This window comes from Gimibacter soli (assembly GCF_028463845.1).
Lineage (GTDB): Bacteria > Pseudomonadota > Alphaproteobacteria > Sphingomonadales > Kordiimonadaceae > Gimibacter > Gimibacter soli.
The window spans coordinates 1,953,679-1,973,302 of sequence record NZ_CP116805.1; the positions used below are offsets into that span (position 1 = coordinate 1,953,679).

The window sequence follows — 19,624 nt, forward strand, 5'->3', positions numbered from 1 at the left end:
CAGGGCCCCCGTGCGCGGGCACATTTTCCTTGGCATTTGACGAGAAAACGCTAGTGTGCGCCCCGAATTGACGCGCGCCCGAGGGCCGCTTTCTGATGTACCGGAACGATCATGGCCTTTGACCAGGAAATCGAACGGCGCCGCACTTTCGCGATCATCTCGCACCCGGACGCCGGTAAAACCACGCTGACCGAGAAACTCCTGCTGTTCGGGGGTGCCATTCAGCTTGCCGGCGAAGTGAAGGCACGCGGTGATCGCCGCCGGGCTCGTTCGGACTGGATGAAGGTGGAACAGGAACGCGGTATTTCGGTCGCGTCGTCGGTGATGACCTTCGATTATGAAGGCCACACCTTCAACCTCCTGGATACGCCGGGCCACGAAGACTTTTCGGAAGATACCTACCGCACGCTGTCAGCCGTCGACAGCGCCGTGATGGTGCTTGACGCCGCCAAGGGTATCGAGACCCAGACCCGCAAGCTTTTCGAAGTGTGCCGCCTGCGCGACATGCCGATTGCCACCTTCATCAACAAGATGGACCGCGAGGCCCGCGATCCGTTCGACCTGATCGATGAAGTGGAACAGAAACTCGCGCTTGATGTGACGCCGGCAAGCTGGCCGATTGGCATGGGCCGCGATTTCCTCGGCTGTTATGACCTGCTGAACGACCAGCTTGTGCTGTTCGATCGCGGCAAGGGCGATGTACTGACCGAAAGCATCCAGTGTTCGGGTCTTGACGATCCGAAACTTGAAGAACTGCTGCCGGATCATGCCCTTGAGAAGCTGAAAACGGATATCGAGATGGTGCGTGCCCTGTGCAAGCCGTTCGATATTGAAGCCTATCTTGAAGGGCACCTGACGCCTGTCTTCTTCGGCTCCGCGATCAACAATTTCGGGGTTCGTGAACTGCTTGCCGCGATTGGCAAGAATGCACCGAGCCCGCGTCCCGGCAAAGCGCTGGAGCGCAGCGTAACGCCGACCGAAGACGCGATGTCGGGCTTCGTGTTCAAGATTCAGGCGAACATGGACCCCAAGCACCGGGACCGTATCGCTTTCCTGCGCATCGTTTCGGGCCGTTTCCGCAAGGGCATCAAGGCCAAGCATGTGCGCTCGGGCAAGATCATGGCGATCCATAATGCCCAGCTTTTCCTTGCGCAGGACCGCGAGGTCGCCGAGGAAGCTTTTGCTGGCGATATCATCGGTATCCCGAACCACGGCAATTTGCGGATCGGTGACACGCTCACCGAAGGTGAGCTGATCCGCTACACGGGTGTGCCCTCGTTCGCGCCGGAAATCCTGCAGAAGGTCCGCTCGGAAGACCCGATGAAGGCGAAGCACCTTGGCCGCGCACTTGAGCAGCTGGCGGAGGAGGGCGCTGCCCGCGTCTTCAAGCCGAACCTTGGCAGTGACTGGGTCGTGGGCGTGGTTGGCCCGCTGCAGTTTGACGTGCTGGCCGACCGTATCCGCACCGAATACCAGCTGCCCGTGAAGTTTGAGGCGACAACGCTGATGACTGCCGAATGGGTGGACGGCGACCCGCGCGAAGTGAAGAAATTCGTCGATGCCAACCGTGCCTCGATGGCGGTGGATCATGCGGGTGCGCCTGTTTATCTGGCGCGCAACAACTGGCATCTCGACAAGGCGAAGGAAGATTATCCGACGCTGCGCTTCCTGAAGACCAAGGAAGAAGTTTACTAAGGCTTGTGTGACGGCTGCGCTGCCGTCACACTGATTTCTGTTCGGAGTTCCACCTGTCAGGCAATTGGGGGGATTCCGATGGAATCGCAAACAGGCAAGGTGATCGGCATCGGCGGGGTCTTTGTGAAATGCAAGGACCCGGACGCCACGGTCGCCTGGTACAAGAAATATCTTGGCATTCCGTTCGATGGTTACGGCGCCAGCTTCCCGTTCAGGGAAGGGGCCAGTACCGACGCGCCCGGCTATTCGGTATGGGGGCCGTTCAAGGCCGATACCGTGTATATGAAGCCGTCGACCAAGGACTTCATGATCAATTTCCGGGTCGATGATCTGGATGCGATCCTCACACGCCTGAAGGCCGAAGGCGTCCAGCAGGTTGATGAGGTCGTCGACGAGCCCTATGGCCGCTTCGCCTGGATCATGGACCCCGATGGCATCAAGATCGAACTGTGGCAGCAGATCGGTCCGCCGCCACCGCCGCCCTCGGGTGATGCCTAAGCCATCAGGTGCAGGCCGGCGCCGGCATTTGCCCCCAGAATAACGATGCGTGGTGCGCTCCAGCCTTGTCGTTCCATCAGCCACAAGGCGATGGCGGCTAGGGCCATGGCGGCGATGTCGATCTTCGCGTCTGGCAGGAAGGTATGCTGGCCAAGCGTGAGCGCAAGGCTGCCGATAACGCCGACGACCGCCGCGGTGATCGCCTTCAGGGGTTTGGCGATGCCGGGCAGGTGACGGGTGGCTTCCACATAAGGGGCGCCCGCGAAGATGAACAGGAAAGATGGCAGGAAGGTCACCCACGTGACGATGAGGGCGGCCAGCCAGCCGGAGACGGCGGCGGGGCCTTCGCCGCTTTGGAAGCCGCCGACGAAAGCCACGAAGGTAACAACCATGATCAGAGGGCCGGGTGTTGCTTCGCCGAGCGCGAGGCCGTCCATCATCTGCGGGCGGCTGATCCAGCCATGGGCCGATACTGCCGCCTGATCCACATAAGGGAGCACCGCATAGGCGCCGCCGAAGGTCAGGAACGCCGCCTTGGTGAAGAAAAGCCCCATTTCGGTGAGCGTGGAGCCTGCGCCGCCCATCACCACGGCCAGCACCATCGGGACAAGCCACAGCAAGAGGCCGATGGAAAGGACCGGCAGCAAGCGGGGCTTCCGGCTTTTCGCGGGTTCCGTTGTCGCGGCAGTCGTTGTGGTGGCTGCTTTGTCCTGCCGGTGGGCGATCCAGCCCGCAAGGGCGGCGCCGCCGACAACCAGCGGGAAGGGCAGGTGGAACACCGCAAGGGCGATGAATGCCGCAATGGCAATGCAGGCAAGGAAGGGCGTGGCAAGCGTCTTGCGGCCCATCTTCAGCGCGGCATGCACGATGATGGCAACAACGACCGGCTTCAGGCCGTAGAAAAGGGCGGCGACCGCCGGCAGGCTGCCGAACGCCATATAGGCCCACGCGAGCCCGGCAAGCAGGAAGAAAGACGGCAGGATGAACAACAGCCCGGCTGCCAGCCCGCCTTTCACCCCGTGCATCAGCCAGCCGAGATAGGTAGCAAGCTGCTGCGCCTCCGGCCCCGGTAGCAGCATGCAGTAATTGAGGGCGTGCAGGAAATGCGCTTCATCGATCCAGCGACGTCGGGTGACAACCTCGTCATGCATGATGGCGATTTGCCCGGCCGGGCCGCCGAAGCTGATGAAGCCAAGCTTTGTCCAGAAGCGTAAGGCCTGCCCGAAAGGAATGGTCGTCACTGCCATCTTCTCTGAAATTTGCCCGCATGCTTCAGGGGCGCACGTGCAGAGGCCCTTGACCGCACCATTGTCGCAGGCACAATAGCCACTTGGCAAGAGGAGGGGGAACTCCATGAAGCTGCATCATTTTCTCGTCGCCTTCGCGGCGCTCATTCTGGCGTTCATCGTTTGGCCGGCGCCCATTGCGCCGGAAGCCTATGATCCGCCGGCCGATCCCGGCTTCACGGGGCCTTATGCGCTGAATGACGCGCTTCAGTTCGCCGAAGTGCTGCCGCTGAAGGACGGCGCCGGCCCCGAGGATGTCGCCGTGGACGCTGAGGGCCGGATATACGGTGGCCTGCAGGACGGTCGGATCGTTCGCCTGTCGGCGGATGGCAAGGCACAGGAAACCTTCGCGACGATTGAGGGCGGACGCCCGCTTGGCCTCGCATTCGACGCGGCGGGCAACTTGATCGTTGCCGATGCCTACAAGGGGCTGGTGAGCGTGGCGCCCGATGGTAGCTGGTCGGTGCTGACGGACAGCGTGGACGGCAAGCGCTACGGTTTCACCGATGATCTTGATATCGCCTCCGACGGCAAAATCTATTTCTCGGACGCCAGCGACCTGCATGGGCAGCGCCATTACCGGCTTGATCTTCTGGAAGCCATGCCGCGCGGTCGCCTGATCGTTTATGATCCGGCAGCGGGCGAAGCGAAGCTCCTGCTCGATGGGCTTTATTTCGCGAACGGCATCGCGCTTTCTGAAAACGAGGACTTTGTTCTCGTCAATGAAACCGGCCGCTACCGCATCACCCGCTACTGGCTGAAGGGCGAGAAGGCCGGCACCTCGGATATTTTCATCGATAATCTGCCGGGCTTCCCGGATGGCGTTTCAGCGAACCGCAAGGGCACCTTCTGGCTGGCGCTGGCGTCGCCCCGTAACCCGCTGCTGGATAAGGTGCACCCGAAGCCCTGGGCCAAGGCGCTGCTTGCCAAGCTGCCGGCATCCCTGCAGCCGTCTGCGATCCATCACGGCATGGTCGTCGGGCTCAATGAAGACGGCAAGGTGATCGCCATGCTGCATGACCCCGAAGGCAAGCACCTTTACATGATCACGTCGGTCGAGGAGGCAGGCGGCTATCTGTATCTCGGCAGCCTTGAAGCCCCACAGATCGGGCGGATTGCGCCGCCACGGCCGTTCAATATGTGAACGGCTAACCGGTGACAGGTGGCAGGGGGGCGGTGCCGAAGCTCTGGATCAGGGACCCGGCAACGAGCCCCCAGCCATCGACCAGCACGAAGAAGATCAGCTTGAAGGGCAGGGCGATCATCACCGGCGGCAGCATCATCATGCCCATCGACATCAGGATGGACGCGACCACCATATCAAGAACGATGAAGGGTACGAACAGCAGGAAGCCGATCTCGAAGGCGCGGCGCAGCTCGCTGATCATGAAGGCGGGCAAGAGCGTGGTCAGCGGCACGTCTTCGGCGCGTTCGGCAGGTTCGGCATTCGCGAGGGTCTGGAAAAGGCCAAGGTCTTCTTCCCGCACCTGCGCCAGCATGAAGCCCCGAAGCGGTACGATGGCGCGGTTGAAAGCCTCGCGCTCGTCGATTTCTTCGTTCATCAGGGGCTGGATGCCGGTGTCATACATGGCGTTGAAGGTGGGTGCCATCACATAGCCCGTCATGAAAAGGGCCAGTGAAATCAGCACGATATTCGGCGGCGTGCTTTGCGTGCCAAGCGCACTCCGCAAGAGCGACAGCACCACGATCATCCGGGTGAAGCTTGTGGTCATCACCAGAATGCTCGGCGCCAGGCTCAGGATCGTGATCAGCAGGATCATCTGCACGACGCGGCCGGAAAGCGAGCCTTCCTGCCCAAGGTCAATGCTCAGCGACTGCGCTGCGGCTTCAGGGGCAATCAGGAAGACGCTCGAAAGAGCAGCAACACAAAGCCCGGCCACAGCCAGTGGCTTCAGCCATGATTTGAAGCCTTCAATCAGCAGTTCGCGGCGGGTCGGGGTATCGGTCACGCTTTGGCCTCGTCCTTGGCCGCGCCTTCGCGGCGGTCGATCAGGCGAAGGCCTTCCGCCCCCGCGCCGACAAGATAGTCTGCGCCGTTCCAGCGCACAAGCACCAGCCGGTTGCGGGCATCCAGCGCGCGAACCTCGAGGATTTCAATCTCCTTCGCCCGGCGCGGCAGCACAGGCTGGCCGGGCACAAGGCCGAAACGGCGAGCCCCCCATGCGATGAGCGCGATGAGGGCTAGGACGAAAAGAAGGGCGACAAACGCGCCGAGCATCTCACCGATCATGATTGGCCTTTGTCTTCAGCCGGCAAACTGGTGCCGGTGGGCGGGTTTTCCTCAGGCTCGCCAGCGAGGCGGCGGTTTTCCTGATAGACCCGGTCGAGGATGAGGGAAACAGCATGCAGGGCCTCAAGGGGGACGGGGCTTTCCACCTCGAACTGGTCAAGGATATCGGTCAGCTCGCTGTCCTGGCGCACCTTCACCCCTTCGGCGAAGGCGATATCAAGGATGCGTTCGGCATTGAAGCCCTTGCCCTTGGCAACGATCTTCGGGGTGCCGCCGGACGTGCGTTCGCCGTCGATCGCCACCGCTTTCGTCGAGGGCGTTTTCAACTGGTCCGCTTCTTGCAAAGTCTTGTCCTGCATAAGCCTATTGAGCGGCGAAACGGCAAAAATTGCAAGAACAAGCTCAAAGGCGGTTTTGGTAAGATGAAGCAGAAGCCGGAGACGAGGCGCAAAAGCCAGCCGGTAGAAAGCAGAGACAAGACATGGACTTGAACCAGATTCCTATCATGGGCGCGCTCAAAGAGCGGATGCGCTGGCTCAACGAGAACCAGAGCGTGATCGCCGAGAATGTGGCCAATGCCGATACGCCGGGCTACCGCGCCCGCAAGCTCGAGGAACAGGACTTCTCTTCCCTGGTGGAAAAATTTGCCGGGGACAAGGAAGTATCTGCCCCCCGCGGCACCGCCATGCTGCGTACCGATCCCCGCCACATGAGCCCGACCGGCGCCGTGGAAGGTGAGTTCAAGACCACGAAAGACAAGTCGATGGAGGAAGACCCCGATGGCAGTGCGGTCATCCTTGAAGAAGAGATGGCCCGCATGGCCGACAACCAGATGCAATATGGTCTGGCTGTCAATCTCTACCGCAAGAATGTCGGGCTGATGAAAAAAGCCCTCGGCAAGACGCAATAACGGATAGGCAAGGAGACAGACGATGGACCTCAACACCGCCATGAAAGTTTCTGCATCCGGCCTGCACGCACAGTCTGTGCGGATGCGTGTGATTGCCGAAAACCTCGCCAACCAGGATTCGGTTGCCGACAACGCGGGCGGCGCGCCTTATCGCCGCAAGCTCGTTACTTTCGCGAACGAACTGGACCGGGCCATGGGCGTAAACCTTGTGAGCCCCGGTCGCGTGCAGTATGATCAGTCCGAATTCGGTTTGCAGTATGATCCGGGCCACCCGGCCGCAGACGATGCCGGCTATATCCAGACAACCAACGTCAACGGCCTTGTCGAGGCCATGGATATGTCCCAGGCCCAGCGTTCGTACCAGTCGAACCTTAACGCGCTCGAGACCAGCCGTCGCATGGCCTCGCTGACGCTGGATCTGATGCGCTAGGAGTTCTGAGCCATGGATATCAAGCAGCTTGACGCAATGAATGCCTACGCCCAGGCGGCCCGTACGGGAACGTCGGGGCTCACGGGTCGGGACGGTGACGATGGCCTTTCGGCAATCGGTGCCCAGGGCTCTGCGTTCGGCTCGCTGGTGGATGGGGTGATGGGCGACGTTGCGGCGTCTTCCGGCACCATGGAAACCGTGGGTGTCCAGTCGCTTGTCAATCAGGCTGACCTCGTGGACGTTGTCACTGCCGTATCGAACGCTGAAATGGTGGTCGACACGGTCGTCACGGTGCGCGATAAAGTGTTGAACGCATACAACGATATCCTGAAGATGCCGATCTGATCCCGCGTTGTCGGCTGGCAGCTTCGGGTGGCATCATCCGGACAGCGGCTGGTATGCCGAGAGATAAGGGGATCATACGATGACCGGACCGGACGTACTTGATGTGGCGCGCGACGCCATGACCACGCTCCTTATCCTGATCGCCCCCATTCTCAGCATCGGTCTTTTCATCGGCCTGACGATTGCCTTCTTTCAGGCCGTTACCCAGATCAACGAAATGACGCTGACCTTCGTGCCGAAGATCATTGCCGTCTTTTCCGGGCTCCTGTTTATGATGCCCATGATGGGGCGCCAGCTTGGCGGCCTGATGGAGCGCATCGCTGACCGCATCATTGCGGGCGGATAGTAACCCATGCTGGACGATGTCCTGCCAAGCGAGATTTTTGGCGTCCTTCTGGTGCTTACGCGGGTTGCGGCCCTTGTGATGCTGATGCCGGGGCTGGGCGACGCCTCGATCCCCGCGCAGATTCGGGTCTCTTTCGCCTTTCTCCTGTCGATTGTCGTGTATCCCGTGGTTGCGCCGCTGCTGCCGGCCATGCCGCCGTCATTCGTCGGCCTTGTGATGCTGATGCTGCATGAAGCCTTCCTAGGCATTCTGATCGCCCTTATCGTGCGCATCTTCATGTCGGCAACCCATGTGGCAGGTACAATCATCGCTTACCAGTCAGGCCTTGCAGCGGCACAGTCCTTCGACCCCACACAGGGCACCCAGTCGGCGATCATCGGCACCTTCATGACGCTGATCAGCGTGACGCTGGTGATGGTGACGAACACCCACCACCTGATGATCATGGGCATGGTGAACAGCTATACGCGCTTCCCGGCGAACGAGGTGGTTGCCGTGGCGGATTTTGCGCGGGTGATCATCCATTATGTCGGCTATTCGTTCCAGATCGGGATGCAGCTCGCGGCGCCCTTCATTGTGTATGGCCTTGTCTATAACGTAGGGCTTGGTCTGATCGCACGGATGATGCCGCAGTTTCAGGTCTTCTTCATCGGGATGCCGCTCAATATCTTCCTTGGCTTCGCGCTCTTCGCCATGGTGTTATCCTCCATGATGCACTATTTCATGGATCATCTTCAGTCTGTTCTGATGCAATTTCTGGGGTAGGACATGGCCGAGCAAGACGACAGCCAGAAGACTGAAGAGCCGACTTCCAAGAAGCTTCAGGACGCGATCGACAAGGGCAACGTGGCCTCCAGCCAGGAATTCAAGACCTGGTTCCTGCTGCTTGGCGCCACTTTCATCATCGTCAGCCTGTCGGACTTCCTGACCGCCCGGATCATTGCTCCGATCACAGCGTTTCTCAGCCGTACGCACGAAATGACGTCGGACGAAGGCGGCATCGCGGGCCCCACGTTCGAACTGGTGCGGGAAGTGTTCCTGATTGCGCTGATCCCCATGTTCATCCTGATGATCATGGGGCTTGTCGGCACGCGCATCCAGCAGCCACCGGTTTTCACACTCGAAAAGGTCAAGCCGACGCTCGAGAAGGTGTCGCCGCTCAAGGGCATCAAGAAGATTTTTTCGGGCCGCACAGTGGTCGAATTCTTTAAAATCCTCGCCAAACTGATTGTGGTTTCAGGTGTCGTTTTCATCATTGTCTGGCCCGAGCGCGACCGGCTGGACAGCCTGATGATGGTCGACCTTTTCGACGTCCTCAAAATCATCCAGGATTTGGCCGGCCAGCTTTTCATCGGTGTGCTGATCATCCTCACCTTCATCGCGGCGGCGGACCTCGCTTACCAGCGTCACCAGCATCACAAGCAGCTGAAGATGTCGAAGCAGGAAGTGAAGGACGAGCACAAGCAAACCGAAGGCGACCCGATGGTGAAGGCGCGGCTGCGCGGTATCCGCATGGAACGCGCCCGCCAGCGGATGATGGCGAACGTACCGAACGCCGATGTGGTGATCACCAACCCGACCCACTTTGCCGTCGCCCTTGAATACAAGCATGGCCAGATGGACGTGCCGAAACTGGTGGCTAAGGGGGTGGATAATGTGGCCCTCAAGATCAGGGAAATCGCCGAGGAAAACGGCGTGCCCATCGTTGAAAACCCGCCGCTTGCGCGCGCCATCCATGCCACGGTCGAGATCGACGAGGAAATCACGCCGGATCATTACAAGGCGGTCGCCGAGGTGATCGGCTATGTGATGAAGCTCCGTCGCGCGACCGGCGGCATCGGCAAGCGTACCGCGCGCTGAGGTGTTCTCCATCTTCCCGGACTTGCGCTTCCCCTTGGCCTGCCGCTAATCTGGCGCCAAAGCACGTGGGGGAGGATTGCGCATCATGGATAGCCGGTTGCCGGACCGTTCGGCCGAGACCCTGACCTACGGGGCCTCCACCGCTGGTATCAGCCTTGTGCTGATGGCGCTGGCCGGATTGATGATGTCGGGCGGGATTGCCGCAATCGCTTATCTCCTTGGCGGCATTGACGGCATGGTCATGGGCGGCGGGCTTGCGCTGACGCTGGCGGCCGGGATCGTGATCCGACGCCTCGCGCTACTTGACCAGCCTCGCAAGGCCATTGATTTCCTCGACCCCGAACTTGTCCGCATGCTGTGCGGCATTAACCGCCGCGCCATGCTGGTGACCGGCCTTTCCGGCAATCCGGTTTCGCTCAATTCCGCGTTCGAGCGGCTGACGGGATCGGGGGCGGCTGGCCTTCATGACCTGATCGCTGGTGAGGCCGCGCACCGTTCGCTCGCCACGCTCGTGCGCAATGTGCGGCAAACGGGCGAAGGCTCGGGCGCTTTTCCGCTCGCCTCCGATCCGGCGCAGGAAATCACCCTTCGCGGGCGCCGCACCGCGCACTATATGATCTGGGAAGTGTCGGTCGACAGCTATGAAGCGCGGCTGGAGCAGGAACGCGAGCGGCTGGCGGGCTTCGCCGCTCCGTTGTTTGATCGTATCCAGGCCGGCATCGTGCTGGAGGACAAGACAGGCCGCCTGATTGCCGCCAACCAGACGGTGCGGGACTGGCTCGGGATAACACCCGATGATCCGCTGCCGGCGAGCCTGCCGCTTGACCATGAAGGGCGCCACCTGAAGATCGGCCGCCGCCGCGATATGGCGGTGCGGTCGGTGACCCACGAGCTGACGACGCGGGAAAAGGACCGGCATATCGGCCGTTACCGCTTCCTGATCAGCGCGGAATCGCTGCGTCAGCGCCCCGGCCGGGAAGACGGCGCTATCCTGATCGACCCGATGCTGGACACAGCGCCTGTTTCAGTAGCGGTTGCCGACCGTGCCGGCACGGTGCGGGAGACGAACGCCACCATGAAGGGCGCCTCCATCGGGCGCGGCCTCAAGGACGGCGACAGTATCCTGAATATCGTGCACGAGGAAGACCGGGCAGAACTGAAGCAGCATCTGGAACTCGCCGCCACCGGCGAAATTTATGACCGGCCCATCGACGTGCGCTTCAATGTGCAGCCCGAGCGGGTGGGGCAGATCTATTTCTCGAACGTGGCGACCGAGAAAGAACAGCTCGCCATTCTCTATTTCCTTGATACTACGCAGGAAAAGAGCCTTGAACGGCAGTTTGTGCAGGCCCAGAAGATGCAGGCGGTGGGCCAGCTCGCCGGCGGCGTGGCGCACGATTTCAACAATCTGCTGACCGCCATTCTCGGCTTCTGCGATCTTCTTCTGGTCCGGCACGATGCGGGGGACCAGTCCTTCTCGGATATCATGCAGATCAAGCAGAATGCCAACCGCGCCGCCAACCTTGTGCGGCAGCTTCTGGCCTTCTCGCGCCAGCAAACCCTGCGCCCCAAGGTGCTCCTTATCACCGATATCCTGGCCGAGGTTTCAAACCTGATCCGCCGCCTGATCGGCGAGACGATCGAGTTGAAGGTGGTGCATGGCCGCGACCTGATGCCGGTGAAGGTGGACCAGGGCCAGCTTGAACAGGTGATCATCAACCTCGCCGTTAACGCGCGCGATGCGATGCCCGAAGGTGGTCGGCTTGAAATCCGCACCTCGGCGATCAGCGCCGATGATCCCTTCGTGCAGAAATACGATATCGTCGAGCCCGGCGATTATGTGCTGATCGAATTCGAGGACACCGGCTGCGGTATTCCGAAGGAAGTGATCGGCAAGATTTTCGAACCCTTCTTCACCACCAAGGAAGTGGGGCAGGGCACCGGCCTTGGCCTCGCCACCGTTTATGGCATCGTGAAGCAGACCGGCGGCTATGTGTTCGTGGAATCCGAAGTGGGCGTTGGGACCACCTTCTATCTTCTGTTGAAGGGCTACGCGCAGGCCGGCGAGGAAGTCGTCAAGGCACAGATCGGCGAAGACGAGGGCCCGGCGCGGGACCTGACCGGCAAGGGCGTCATCCTGATTGTGGAAGACGAGGACCCGGTGCGGATGTTCGCCTCCCGCGCGCTTGCCAACAAAGGCTATACGATCCTTGAAGCCAACTCGGGCGAGGCGGGGCTTGAGGTCATCGAAAGCCATGACGGGCCGATTGACCTGCTGATTTCGGACGTCGTGATGCCCAATATGGATGGGCCGACGCTCGTGAAAACTGTGCGCGAAACCATGCCGCACCTGCCGGTCATCTTTGTCTCGGGCTATGCCGAGGATGTGTTCCGCCAGAATCTTGAGGCCGAAGACTTCCATTTCCTGCCGAAACCCTTCTCTCTCAAAGACTTGGCCGAGAAGGTAAAGTCCATTCTGGGCTAACTGCTGTTGCGCTAAGTGATCTTCCCCATCAGCCAAATCAGATTGGCTGCGATGAATGCAACGGTGAAGCTGAAGGCTATGCTTGGCCACAGGCTTGTCAGCTGCCATGAAGCGAAAAGATAGGGAAGGGCAAGTGTGCTAGCAGAGAATATTAGCGCGACGATCGCGGCTGCCAAAATGAACCATATCCAATGAAGGCCCGCGGACAATGGGAATGCGTGCAATATTCTGACGCCTGTTACCAGGCCGATAAAAATCAGAACGGTCAATCGAACAGTTTCTTGGATGGAGGATGCCTCCCCAAAGAAGTTCTGCCAAAGAAGCCATGCGATTGGCGCAAGAAAAATAGTGTGCAGCAGCGCTGCACCGATAGTGAAACGCCATGAAGGCTTGTTGCTGCGTTCTTCGTTGTCCGACGATATCATCGTCACCCCCGGTAGGCCGAAACGATGGTTAAATTCTTTCTATGATTGATCAAAGTGTCAATTGGGCTGCGTGAGCAGGTTGGTACAAAAACAGAACAAACAATATTGCGCCATGGGAACAAACATGGTACGAATGCCGCATTGCAAGCATATCCAGCCTGTGGAATAAGGGGGCTCTCATGGCAATGCCGGAACTGCAACTCGTTAAAGGAAACTCAGTGGATAAGTCCAAAGCGCTAGAAGCCGCCCTCAGCCAGATCGACCGTGCGTTCGGCAAGGGTTCTGTGATGAAACTCGGCCAGAAGGGAACGGCCATCGAGATCGAATCGATCTCCACCGGTTCTCTCGGCCTTGATATCGCGCTTGGGATTGGCGGCCTGCCCAAAGGCCGTATCGTTGAGATTTACGGCCCGGAAAGCTCGGGTAAAACGACGCTCGCGCTGCATGCCGTGGCGGAATGCCAGAAGAAGGGCGGCACCGCTGCTTTTGTTGATGCCGAGCATGCCCTTGATCCCGTTTATGCCCGTAAGCTGGGCGTGGACCTGAACGAACTGCTCGTCAGCCAGCCGGACACCGGCGAACAGGCGCTGGAAATTGCCGATACGCTCGTTCGTTCGGGCGCTGTCGATATCCTCGTCGTTGACTCGGTCGCAGCCCTTACGCCACGCGCCGAACTTGAAGGCGAGATGGGCGACAGCCACGTGGGCCTGCAAGCCCGCCTGATGAGCCAGGCGCTGAGGAAGCTCACTGCTTCGATCTCGCGCTCGAATGCGATTGTTATCTTCATCAACCAGATCCGCATGAAGATCGGTGTGATGTATGGCAGCCCGGAAACCACCACGGGCGGTAACGCGCTCAAATTCTATGCGTCGGTTCGTCTCGATATCCGCCGCGTCGGCCAGATCAAGGACAAGGAAGATATCGTCGGCAACACGACCCGCGTGAAAGTGGTGAAGAACAAGGTTGCCCCGCCGTTCAAACAGGTTGAGTTCGATATCATGTACGGCGAAGGCGTTTCCAAGAACGGCGAAATCCTCGATCTTGGCGTCAAGGCCGGTGTCGTCGAGAAATCGGGTTCCTGGTACAGCTATTCCAGCCAGCGCATCGGGCAGGGCCGCGAGAATGCCAAGAAATTCCTCGCCGACAATCCGGATGTGGCTGCCGATATCGAGCGGGTGATCCGCCAGAATTCCGGCACCATGAACGAAGCGATGCTGACCTCGCCGGATGATGAAGACGGCGGCGACTATAGCGACGAATAAAAGCCTGGCCCGAAGGGCACGGCAGCAGGATCAAGGGAAGGGCCGTCCGGCAGCGGGCGGCCCGCTGCTTTTTGCGCGTTTCGCCCACGGGGCATGCTGGACACGGGCGCCCATGCCCGCTAAATAGGCGCTCTTGGTGTACCCATCATGGGTATGGTGCCACGAACGCTAGTGACAGGAACGGCTTCATGACCGGTGTTAACGACATTCGCAAAGGGTTTCTCGACTATTTCGGCAAGGCTGACCATACGGTCGTCGCCTCCGCGCCGCTGGTGCCGATCAACGACCCGACGCTGATGTTCACGAACGCCGGGATGGTGCCTTTCAAGAATGTCTTCACGGGTGCCGAAGTCCGCGATTACAAGCGCGCGGCATCCAGCCAGAAATGCGTTCGCGCCGGCGGCAAGCATAACGACCTCGATAACGTCGGCTACACCGCCCGCCACCACACCTTTTTCGAAATGCTCGGCAACTTCTCGTTCGGCGACTATTTCAAGGACGGCGCCATCGAACATGCCTGGAACCTGATCACCAAGGATTTCGGCATCGATGCCGACCGCCTTTGCGTCACCGTTTATCACGAGGACGAAGAAGCTGCCGGTCTCTGGCGCAAGATCGCCGGCCTGCCGGACGACCGCATCATCCGCATCGCGACAAGCGATAACTTCTGGTCGATGGGCGATACCGGCCCGTGTGGCCCGTGCTCGGAAATCTTCTATGACCACGGCGACCATATCTGGGGTGGCCGTCCGGGAACGCCCGAGGAAGACGGCGACCGTTTCGTCGAAATCTGGAACCTCGTCTTCATGCAGTATGAGCAGCTGGCCTCCGGCGAGCGCATCAACCTGCCGAAGCCGTCGATCGATACCGGCATGGGGCTGGAGCGTATCTCCGCCGTGATGCAGGGCGTGCACGATAACTATGATATCGACCTTTTCCGCCGCCTGATTGCGGCGTCCGTTGATGCAACGGGCGCGAAAGAGGTGAAGGAAACCCGCGCCTCGCACCGCGTGATTGCCGATCACATGCGCGCCATGTCCTTCCTGATCGCGGACGGCGTGCTGCCGTCGAACGAAGGCCGTGGCTATGTCCTGCGCCGGATCATGCGCCGCGCCATGCGCCACGCCCATATGCTGGGCGCGAAGGACCTCGTGATGCACAAGATCGCCCCCACGCTGGTGGCTGAAATGGGGGCGGCGTTCCCCGAGCTCGTGCGCGCCGAAAAGCTCATTCAGGAAACCCTGAAGCTTGAGGAATCGCGTTTCCGCGCCATGCTCGAAAAAGGCATTCGTCTTCTCGATGACGAAGTCTCGAAACTTGCGTCGGGTGCTGCCCTGCCGGGTGATGTGGCCTTCAAGCTTTACGATACATACGGCTTCCCGCTGGACCTGACGCAGGATGCCCTGCGCGAACAGGACCGCACGGTTGACGTGGCTGGCTTCAACGAGGCCATGGACCGCCAGCGGGCGCAGGCGCGCGCCGCCTGGGCGGGCTCTGGCGACACGGCCACCGAAAAGGTCTGGTTCGATATCCTCGACCGCGCCGGCGCCACCGAATTCATCGGCTACACGACCGAGCATGCCGAAGGCGCCGTTGTGGCGCTCGTCAAGGACGGCCAGGAAGTCACCGCTGCCAATGCAGGTGACGAAGTGCTTGTCGTGATGAACCAGACGCCTTTCTACGGCGAATCCGGTGGCCAGATGGGCGACGCCGGTATCATGAAGGCTGGCAGCACGGCACTGGATGTATCCGACACCGCCAAAATGGTTGGTGCGCTGCATGCTCACCGTGCCACCGTGAAGGCTGGCAACGTTAAGGTCGGCGACAGCCTTGACCTTGTCGTCGATGGCAACCGCCGCACGCGCCTGCGTGCCAACCACTCTGCCACGCACCTTCTGCACGAAGCCCTGCGCCGCAAGCTCGGCGAGCATGTGACGCAGAAAGGGTCGCTGGTGGCGCCCGAGCGGCTGCGTTTCGATATCTCGCACCCGAAGCCGATTGAAGAGGCCGAGCTGCGCGTCATCGAGCAGGAAGTGAATGCCCTCATTCGCGGCAATGCCGATGTGGAAACCCGCCTCCTTTCCTATGACGATGCCATTGAAGCCGGCGCCATGGCGCTGTTCGGCGAGAAATATGGCGACGAGGTCCGTGTCGTTTCGATGGGCGACGAGCTGAAAAGCAGCCGTCCGCATTTCTCGGTGGAACTTTGCGGCGGCACGCACGTGCGCCGGCTGGGCGATATCGGGCTTTTCGTGATCGTTTCCGAAGGCGGTGTTTCTGCCGGCGTGCGCCGGATCGAGGCACTGACGGGCGAAGCCGCCCTCAATCACCTGCTGGCCCAGCAGACGCTTCTGAAGGAAGCCGCCGGTACACTGAAAACCAAAGCCGAAGAATTGCCGGAGCGCGTTGCAGCCCTTGTGGCCGAGAAGCGCACGCTGGAGCGTGATCTGGCCGATGCCCGGAAGAAAGCTGCCCTTGGTGGTGGTGCGTCGAGCGGCCCGGTAGCGAAGGATGTGAACGGCGTCAAGTTCCTCGGCAGCGTGCTTGAAGGCGTCAGCGCCAAGGACCTGCGCGGCCTTGTAGACGAAGCCAAGGGCCAGGTGGGCTCGGGTGTCGTGGCCTACGCTGTGAATGCCGATGGCAAGGCCGCTATCGCGGTCGGCGTGACGGCGGACCTGACGGATAAGGTGAGCGCGGTTGACCTCGTGCGCGCAGCCACAGCAGCCGTTGGCGGGCAGGGTGGCGGCGGCCGCCCGGACATGGCGCAGGCCGGTGGCCCGGATGGCGGCAAGGTCGCTGATGCCATTGCGGCAATCGAAGCTGCGCTCGCTGGTTGAGACCTTGAGTATAAATCAAATCAAGATGATAGGGGTGGCGGTGACGCTGCCCCTTTTCATTTGAAAATATTGTTTCATATGCAATCACTCGTTGACTAAGACGAGTGGATTGCGCAGTCTTCTCGCGTGTTTATGAGTATTGCGGGGGCAAGATGTGAAGCGCATTGGCTTTGGAACGCTTGTGCTGGCGTTGGGATTAATAATGCCGGCAGTGAAGGCTGAGGCTCGTCTTGAACTTGACGGGCTGAGAGTTCAGACCTTCCAGAGCGACAATCCGGAACAGGCGGAACGTACTGTTCGCTTCGAAGGCCCCGAGGCCGCAAGCAAGCCCTGGCGAATTTGCGCCGTTCTTCCGAATGTCAGCGACAGCTACTGGGACTGGGTCGTGGATGGCCTGCGTCAGGAAGCAGCTGCCCTTGGCGTGAGGGTCGCTGTTTTCGAGGCGAGCGGCTATGACGCTTCGGGCCTCGAGCAGCAACGGCGTCTTCTGATGTCCCGCTGTGTGGGCGGCAAGTATGATGCGATCCTCATCGCCGCCATCGAAGACGGTGGCCTGAATGAGCCATTGGCAGCTGCCCGCACCGCCGGTATCCCGGTTATCGACCTGATCAACGGCTATGACGACACCAAAGTTTCAGCGCATGCCATGGTCGACTTTTGGCATCTCGGCAGTCTGGCCGCCAAGATGACGCGTGATATGGCTGCCAAGGGTGCTGTGGGGGCGAAGGGCAAAGCGCGGGTCCTGTGGGTGCCCGGGCCGGAAATGGCCAACTGGGTGCAATGCGGGCACAAGGGCTTTACCGAAACGCTGGCAGACGTGCCGGGGATCGAGGTCATCTCGCTGTATGGCCCGCCGTTCGAACGTGTACAGGCGCAGCTCATCCGCGACGCATGGGACAAACACGGCCCCTTCGATATGGTGGTTGGCACGGCGCCGACTGCGGCTGCCGCCGTTTCCCTGCGGGCATCGGGCATGCTACCCCACGGCATGCCGGTCCTTTCCTACTATGCCACGCCGACAGTGATGGACCTGTTCGCGCGGGGCAAGTTGATGGCGGTTGGCACCGATGAGCCCGTGGTGCAGGCGCGGATCGGGGTATCGCTGGCTGTCATGTTGCTGGAGGGCATGCCGGTGCCGCGGGTCGTTGGCCCCATTCCCCGCATGGTCCATCATTCGGACTAGTGGCCGGCCTTTATTCCTCGACGAGGGTCCATGCCCAGCTGGTGGCATCCGCACCATCAGCCTTGGAGATGGTGGCGGTGAGGCGATTGCCGTCCCGCACATAGCTGATTTTCTGCGGATAGTCGTGATCCGGCTTCAGGAACACGGCGCTGCTGGCGCTATGTTCCACCAGCGGGAAGGCGACCGGTGTGCCGCCGCCCGGCTGGGCGATATAGGCGGCGTCCGGCCCCGTCGTGATCCGGATGAATTCAAAATTCCCCGTCTTGCCGTCCTTGAGGCTGCGGTTGACCGCGAAATAGACGCCGCCTTCGCCGTTCGTCCACATTTCCTCGCTCACCTTGCTGCCTTGCTCGCTGCGCCAATGGCCGGTCAGCCAGTCGAAATCGCCGGCATGGGCTGAGGGACAGGCGAGGAAGGCGATGGCGGCATAAGCAAGCAGACGAGGACGAGGCATGGCAGGGCTCCGTGGTGGCTGGGTGCGATGATCATACCCTTAAAGAGAAAAGGCCGCACCATCCGGCACGGCCTTTCCTGAATTCTGCGCTGAAACGTGGCTTAGCCGAGCTTGGCTTTCAGGTTCTGGTCGATCTTGTCGAAGAACTGGCCGGTGGTCATCCAGCTCTGGTTCGGGCCGATCAGCAGTGCAAGGTCTTTGGTCATGCTGCCGCGTTCAACGGTTTCAACGCAAACCTGCTCAAGCGTTTCAGCGAAGGCCGATACTTCCGGCGTGCCATCGAGCATGCCGCGATACTTGAGGCCTCGCGTCCAAGCGAAGATCGAGGCGATCGGGTTCGTCGAGGTTTCCTTGCCCTGTTGGTGGTGACGATAGTGACGGGTCACCGTGCCGTGGGCGGCTTCGGCTTCGATGGTTTTGCCATCGGGCGTCATCAGAACCGAGGTCATCAGGCCGAGCGAGCCGAAGCCCTGTGCCACTGTGTCAGACTGCACGTCGCCGTCGTAGTTTTTACAGGCCCAGACGAAGCCGCCAGCCCACTTGAGGGCGCTTGCGACCATGTCGTCGATCAGGCGGTGTTCGTAGGTGATGCCGGCGTCCTTGAACTTGTCTTTGAACTCGGTCTCGAACACTTCCATGAACAGGTCCTTGAAGCGACCGTCATAGGCCTTGAGGATCGTGTTCTTGGTGGAAAGGTAAACCGGCCATTTGCGGTCAAGGCCATAGTTCATGCTGGCGCGGGCGAAATCCATGATCGAATCGTCAAGGTTATACATGCCCATGGCCACGCCGGAGCTCGGGAAATTGAACACTTCGTGCTCGATGGCTTCGCCGCCGTCCTCGGGCTCGAAACGCATGGTGAGCTTGCCCTTGCCGGGTACTTTGAAGTCGGTCGCGCGGTACTGGTCGCCAAACGCATGGCGGCCGATTACGATCGGCTTGGTCCAGCCCGGCACAAGGCGCGGTACGTTCTTGATGATGATCGGCTCGCGGAACACCGTACCGCCCAGAATGTTGCGGATGGTGCCGTTGGGGCTTTTCCACATTTTCTTGAGGCCGAATTCCTCAACGCGCTGCTCATCAGGGGTGATGGTCGCGCACTTCACGCCCACGCCATGTTCCTTGATGGCATTGGCGGCATCGATGGTGATCTGGTCGTTGGTTTCGTCGCGCTTTTCGATCGAGAGATCGTAATAGAGGAGTTCCACATCGAGATAGGGCTGCACAAGGCGCTCACGGATCCATTGCCAGATGATCCGGGTCATCTCGTCGCCGTCAACCTCGACGATAGGATTTTTGACTTTAATCTTGCTCATCTTGTCCTCAATTGTTGGCCCGGTAAACGGTGTCAGAAACC

Annotated in this window: 20 protein-coding genes; 13 read left to right on the plus strand and 7 right to left on the minus strand. The window is 60.4% G+C overall.

The features are described 5' to 3' along the window. The first annotated feature begins 111 nt into the window (after positions 1 to 111). Positions 112 to 1,695: a peptide chain release factor 3 gene (locus tag PH603_RS09135; protein ID WP_289502052.1), complete on the plus strand. Its 1,584-nt coding sequence runs from the start codon at positions 112 to 114 to the stop codon at positions 1,693 to 1,695. A 78-nt stretch (positions 1,696 to 1,773) separates the two neighbouring features. After that, positions 1,774 to 2,193 (plus strand): VOC family protein, encoded by a 420-nt coding sequence (locus tag PH603_RS09140; protein WP_289502054.1) that lies wholly within the window; start codon positions 1,774 to 1,776, stop codon positions 2,191 to 2,193. On the opposite strand, the gene chrA is transcribed toward PH603_RS09140, so the two are convergent. Beyond that, positions 2,190 to 3,440 (minus strand): chromate efflux transporter, encoded by a 1,251-nt coding sequence (chrA, locus tag PH603_RS09145; RefSeq protein WP_434783307.1) that lies wholly within the window; start codon positions 3,438 to 3,440, stop codon positions 2,190 to 2,192. The genes PH603_RS09140 and chrA overlap by 4 nt on opposite strands. 106 nt (positions 3,441 to 3,546) lie before the next feature. Between chrA and PH603_RS09150 the strand changes: the two genes are divergently transcribed. Beyond that, positions 3,547 to 4,623 (plus strand): SMP-30/gluconolactonase/LRE family protein, encoded by a 1,077-nt coding sequence (locus tag PH603_RS09150; protein ID WP_289502057.1) that lies wholly within the window; start codon positions 3,547 to 3,549, stop codon positions 4,621 to 4,623. 4 nt (positions 4,624 to 4,627) lie between these two features. On the opposite strand, the gene fliP is transcribed toward PH603_RS09150, so the two are convergent. The 3 genes from fliP to PH603_RS09165 are packed head-to-tail and all read right to left on the minus strand — an operon-like array spanning position 4,628 to position 6,056. After that, positions 4,628 to 5,449 (minus strand): flagellar type III secretion system pore protein FliP, encoded by an 822-nt coding sequence (gene fliP, locus PH603_RS09155; RefSeq protein WP_289502059.1) that lies wholly within the window; start codon positions 5,447 to 5,449, stop codon positions 4,628 to 4,630. Then, positions 5,446 to 5,730: a flagellar biosynthetic protein FliO gene (gene fliO, locus PH603_RS09160; RefSeq protein WP_289502061.1), complete on the minus strand. Its 285-nt coding sequence runs from the start codon at positions 5,728 to 5,730 to the stop codon at positions 5,446 to 5,448. The genes fliP and fliO overlap by 4 nt, the downstream gene beginning before the upstream one ends. After that, positions 5,727 to 6,056 carry an EscU/YscU/HrcU family type III secretion system export apparatus switch protein gene (locus tag PH603_RS09165; protein WP_289502063.1) on the minus strand — a complete coding sequence of 110 codons (330 nt, stop codon included), beginning with the start codon at positions 6,054 to 6,056 and terminating at the stop codon, positions 5,727 to 5,729. The genes fliO and PH603_RS09165 overlap by 4 nt, the downstream gene beginning before the upstream one ends. Positions 6,057 to 6,217: 161 nt before the next feature. Between PH603_RS09165 and flgB the strand changes: the two genes are divergently transcribed. From flgB to PH603_RS09200, 7 genes are all read left to right on the plus strand, one after another. Continuing rightward, complete coding sequence (flgB, locus tag PH603_RS09170; RefSeq protein ID WP_289502064.1) at positions 6,218 to 6,640, plus strand: flagellar basal body rod protein FlgB; 423 nt, start codon at positions 6,218 to 6,220, stop codon at positions 6,638 to 6,640. A gap of 22 nt (positions 6,641 to 6,662) precedes the next feature. Further along, positions 6,663 to 7,070 (plus strand): flagellar basal body rod protein FlgC, encoded by a 408-nt coding sequence (gene flgC / locus PH603_RS09175; RefSeq protein WP_289502065.1) that lies wholly within the window; start codon positions 6,663 to 6,665, stop codon positions 7,068 to 7,070. Between the two features lie 12 nt (positions 7,071 to 7,082). Continuing rightward, positions 7,083 to 7,415, plus strand: coding sequence for a flagellar hook-basal body complex protein FliE (fliE, locus tag PH603_RS09180; RefSeq protein ID WP_289502067.1), 333 nt, complete (start codon positions 7,083 to 7,085; stop codon positions 7,413 to 7,415). A gap of 79 nt (positions 7,416 to 7,494) precedes the next feature. Further along, entirely contained in the window at positions 7,495 to 7,761 is a 267-nt protein-coding gene (fliQ, locus tag PH603_RS09185; RefSeq protein WP_289502070.1) for a flagellar biosynthesis protein FliQ, read from the plus strand. 6 nt (positions 7,762 to 7,767) lie between these two features. Then, complete coding sequence (fliR, locus tag PH603_RS09190) at positions 7,768 to 8,526, plus strand: flagellar biosynthetic protein FliR (protein ID WP_289502072.1); 759 nt, start codon at positions 7,768 to 7,770, stop codon at positions 8,524 to 8,526. Between the two features lie 3 nt (positions 8,527 to 8,529). Continuing rightward, positions 8,530 to 9,621 (plus strand): flagellar biosynthesis protein FlhB, encoded by a 1,092-nt coding sequence (flhB, locus tag PH603_RS09195; protein ID WP_289502074.1) that lies wholly within the window; start codon positions 8,530 to 8,532, stop codon positions 9,619 to 9,621. A gap of 85 nt (positions 9,622 to 9,706) precedes the next feature. Continuing rightward, a complete protein-coding gene (locus tag PH603_RS09200; RefSeq protein WP_289502076.1) occupies positions 9,707 to 12,106 on the plus strand; it encodes an ATP-binding protein in 2,400 nt (799 codons plus the stop codon). An 11-nt stretch (positions 12,107 to 12,117) separates the two neighbouring features. Here the strand turns inward: PH603_RS09200 and PH603_RS09205 are convergent, their stop codons facing one another. Beyond that, complete coding sequence (locus PH603_RS09205) at positions 12,118 to 12,531, minus strand: hypothetical protein (protein ID WP_289502077.1); 414 nt, start codon at positions 12,529 to 12,531, stop codon at positions 12,118 to 12,120. Between the two features lie 179 nt (positions 12,532 to 12,710). Here PH603_RS09205 and recA point away from each other — a divergent pair, with 179 nt between their 5' ends. From recA to PH603_RS09220, 3 genes are all read left to right on the plus strand, one after another. Beyond that, positions 12,711 to 13,793 (plus strand): recombinase RecA, encoded by a 1,083-nt coding sequence (gene recA / locus PH603_RS09210; RefSeq protein ID WP_353507348.1) that lies wholly within the window; start codon positions 12,711 to 12,713, stop codon positions 13,791 to 13,793. A 188-nt stretch (positions 13,794 to 13,981) separates the two neighbouring features. Then, a complete protein-coding gene (gene alaS / locus PH603_RS09215) occupies positions 13,982 to 16,630 on the plus strand; it encodes an alanine--tRNA ligase (protein WP_289502080.1) in 2,649 nt (882 codons plus the stop codon). Between the two features lie 202 nt (positions 16,631 to 16,832). Further along, a complete protein-coding gene (locus PH603_RS09220; RefSeq protein ID WP_289502082.1) occupies positions 16,833 to 17,813 on the plus strand; it encodes a substrate-binding domain-containing protein in 981 nt (326 codons plus the stop codon). Between the two features lie 10 nt (positions 17,814 to 17,823). On the opposite strand, the gene PH603_RS09225 is transcribed toward PH603_RS09220, so the two are convergent. Together PH603_RS09225 and PH603_RS09230 are read right to left on the minus strand one after the other, a co-directional pair. Further along, positions 17,824 to 18,267, minus strand: a complete 444-nt coding sequence (locus tag PH603_RS09225; protein WP_289502084.1) for a DUF6265 family protein — start codon at positions 18,265 to 18,267, stop codon at positions 17,824 to 17,826. 101 nt (positions 18,268 to 18,368) lie between these two features. Next, positions 18,369 to 19,583, minus strand: a complete 1,215-nt coding sequence (locus tag PH603_RS09230) for an NADP-dependent isocitrate dehydrogenase (RefSeq protein WP_289502086.1) — start codon at positions 19,581 to 19,583, stop codon at positions 18,369 to 18,371. Positions 19,584 to 19,624 lie beyond the last annotated feature (41 nt).

Excerpts from the sequence above, each read along its gene's own strand:
- PH603_RS09200 (WP_289502076.1), top strand. The coding sequence starts at position 9,707 with ATGGATAGCCGGTTGCCGGACCGTTCGGCCGAGACCCTGACCTACGGG.
- PH603_RS09220 (WP_289502082.1), top strand. The coding sequence starts at position 16,833 with ATGCCGGCAGTGAAGGCTGAGGCTCGTCTTGAACTTGACGGGCTGAGA.
- PH603_RS09150 (WP_289502057.1), top strand. The coding sequence starts at position 3,547 with ATGAAGCTGCATCATTTTCTCGTCGCCTTCGCGGCGCTCATTCTGGCG.
- fliQ (WP_289502070.1), top strand. The coding sequence starts at position 7,495 with ATGACCGGACCGGACGTACTTGATGTGGCGCGCGACGCCATGACCACG.
- fliO (WP_289502061.1), bottom strand. The coding sequence starts at position 5,730 with ATGATCGGTGAGATGCTCGGCGCGTTTGTCGCCCTTCTTTTCGTCCTA.
- PH603_RS09140 (WP_289502054.1), top strand. The coding sequence starts at position 1,774 with ATGGAATCGCAAACAGGCAAGGTGATCGGCATCGGCGGGGTCTTTGTG.
- flgC (WP_289502065.1), top strand. The coding sequence starts at position 6,663 with ATGGACCTCAACACCGCCATGAAAGTTTCTGCATCCGGCCTGCACGCA.
- PH603_RS09225 (WP_289502084.1), bottom strand. The coding sequence starts at position 18,267 with ATGCCTCGTCCTCGTCTGCTTGCTTATGCCGCCATCGCCTTCCTCGCC.
- PH603_RS09205 (WP_289502077.1), bottom strand. The coding sequence starts at position 12,531 with ATGATATCGTCGGACAACGAAGAACGCAGCAACAAGCCTTCATGGCGT.
- fliR (WP_289502072.1), top strand. The coding sequence starts at position 7,768 with ATGCTGGACGATGTCCTGCCAAGCGAGATTTTTGGCGTCCTTCTGGTG.
- PH603_RS09135 (WP_289502052.1), top strand. The coding sequence starts at position 112 with ATGGCCTTTGACCAGGAAATCGAACGGCGCCGCACTTTCGCGATCATC.
- alaS (WP_289502080.1), top strand. The coding sequence starts at position 13,982 with ATGACCGGTGTTAACGACATTCGCAAAGGGTTTCTCGACTATTTCGGC.
- chrA (WP_434783307.1), bottom strand. The coding sequence starts at position 3,440 with ATGGCAGTGACGACCATTCCTTTCGGGCAGGCCTTACGCTTCTGGACA.
- recA (WP_353507348.1), top strand. The coding sequence starts at position 12,711 with ATGGCAATGCCGGAACTGCAACTCGTTAAAGGAAACTCAGTGGATAAG.
- fliE (WP_289502067.1), top strand. The coding sequence starts at position 7,083 with ATGGATATCAAGCAGCTTGACGCAATGAATGCCTACGCCCAGGCGGCC.
- PH603_RS09230 (WP_289502086.1), bottom strand. The coding sequence starts at position 19,583 with ATGAGCAAGATTAAAGTCAAAAATCCTATCGTCGAGGTTGACGGCGAC.
- flhB (WP_289502074.1), top strand. The coding sequence starts at position 8,530 with ATGGCCGAGCAAGACGACAGCCAGAAGACTGAAGAGCCGACTTCCAAG.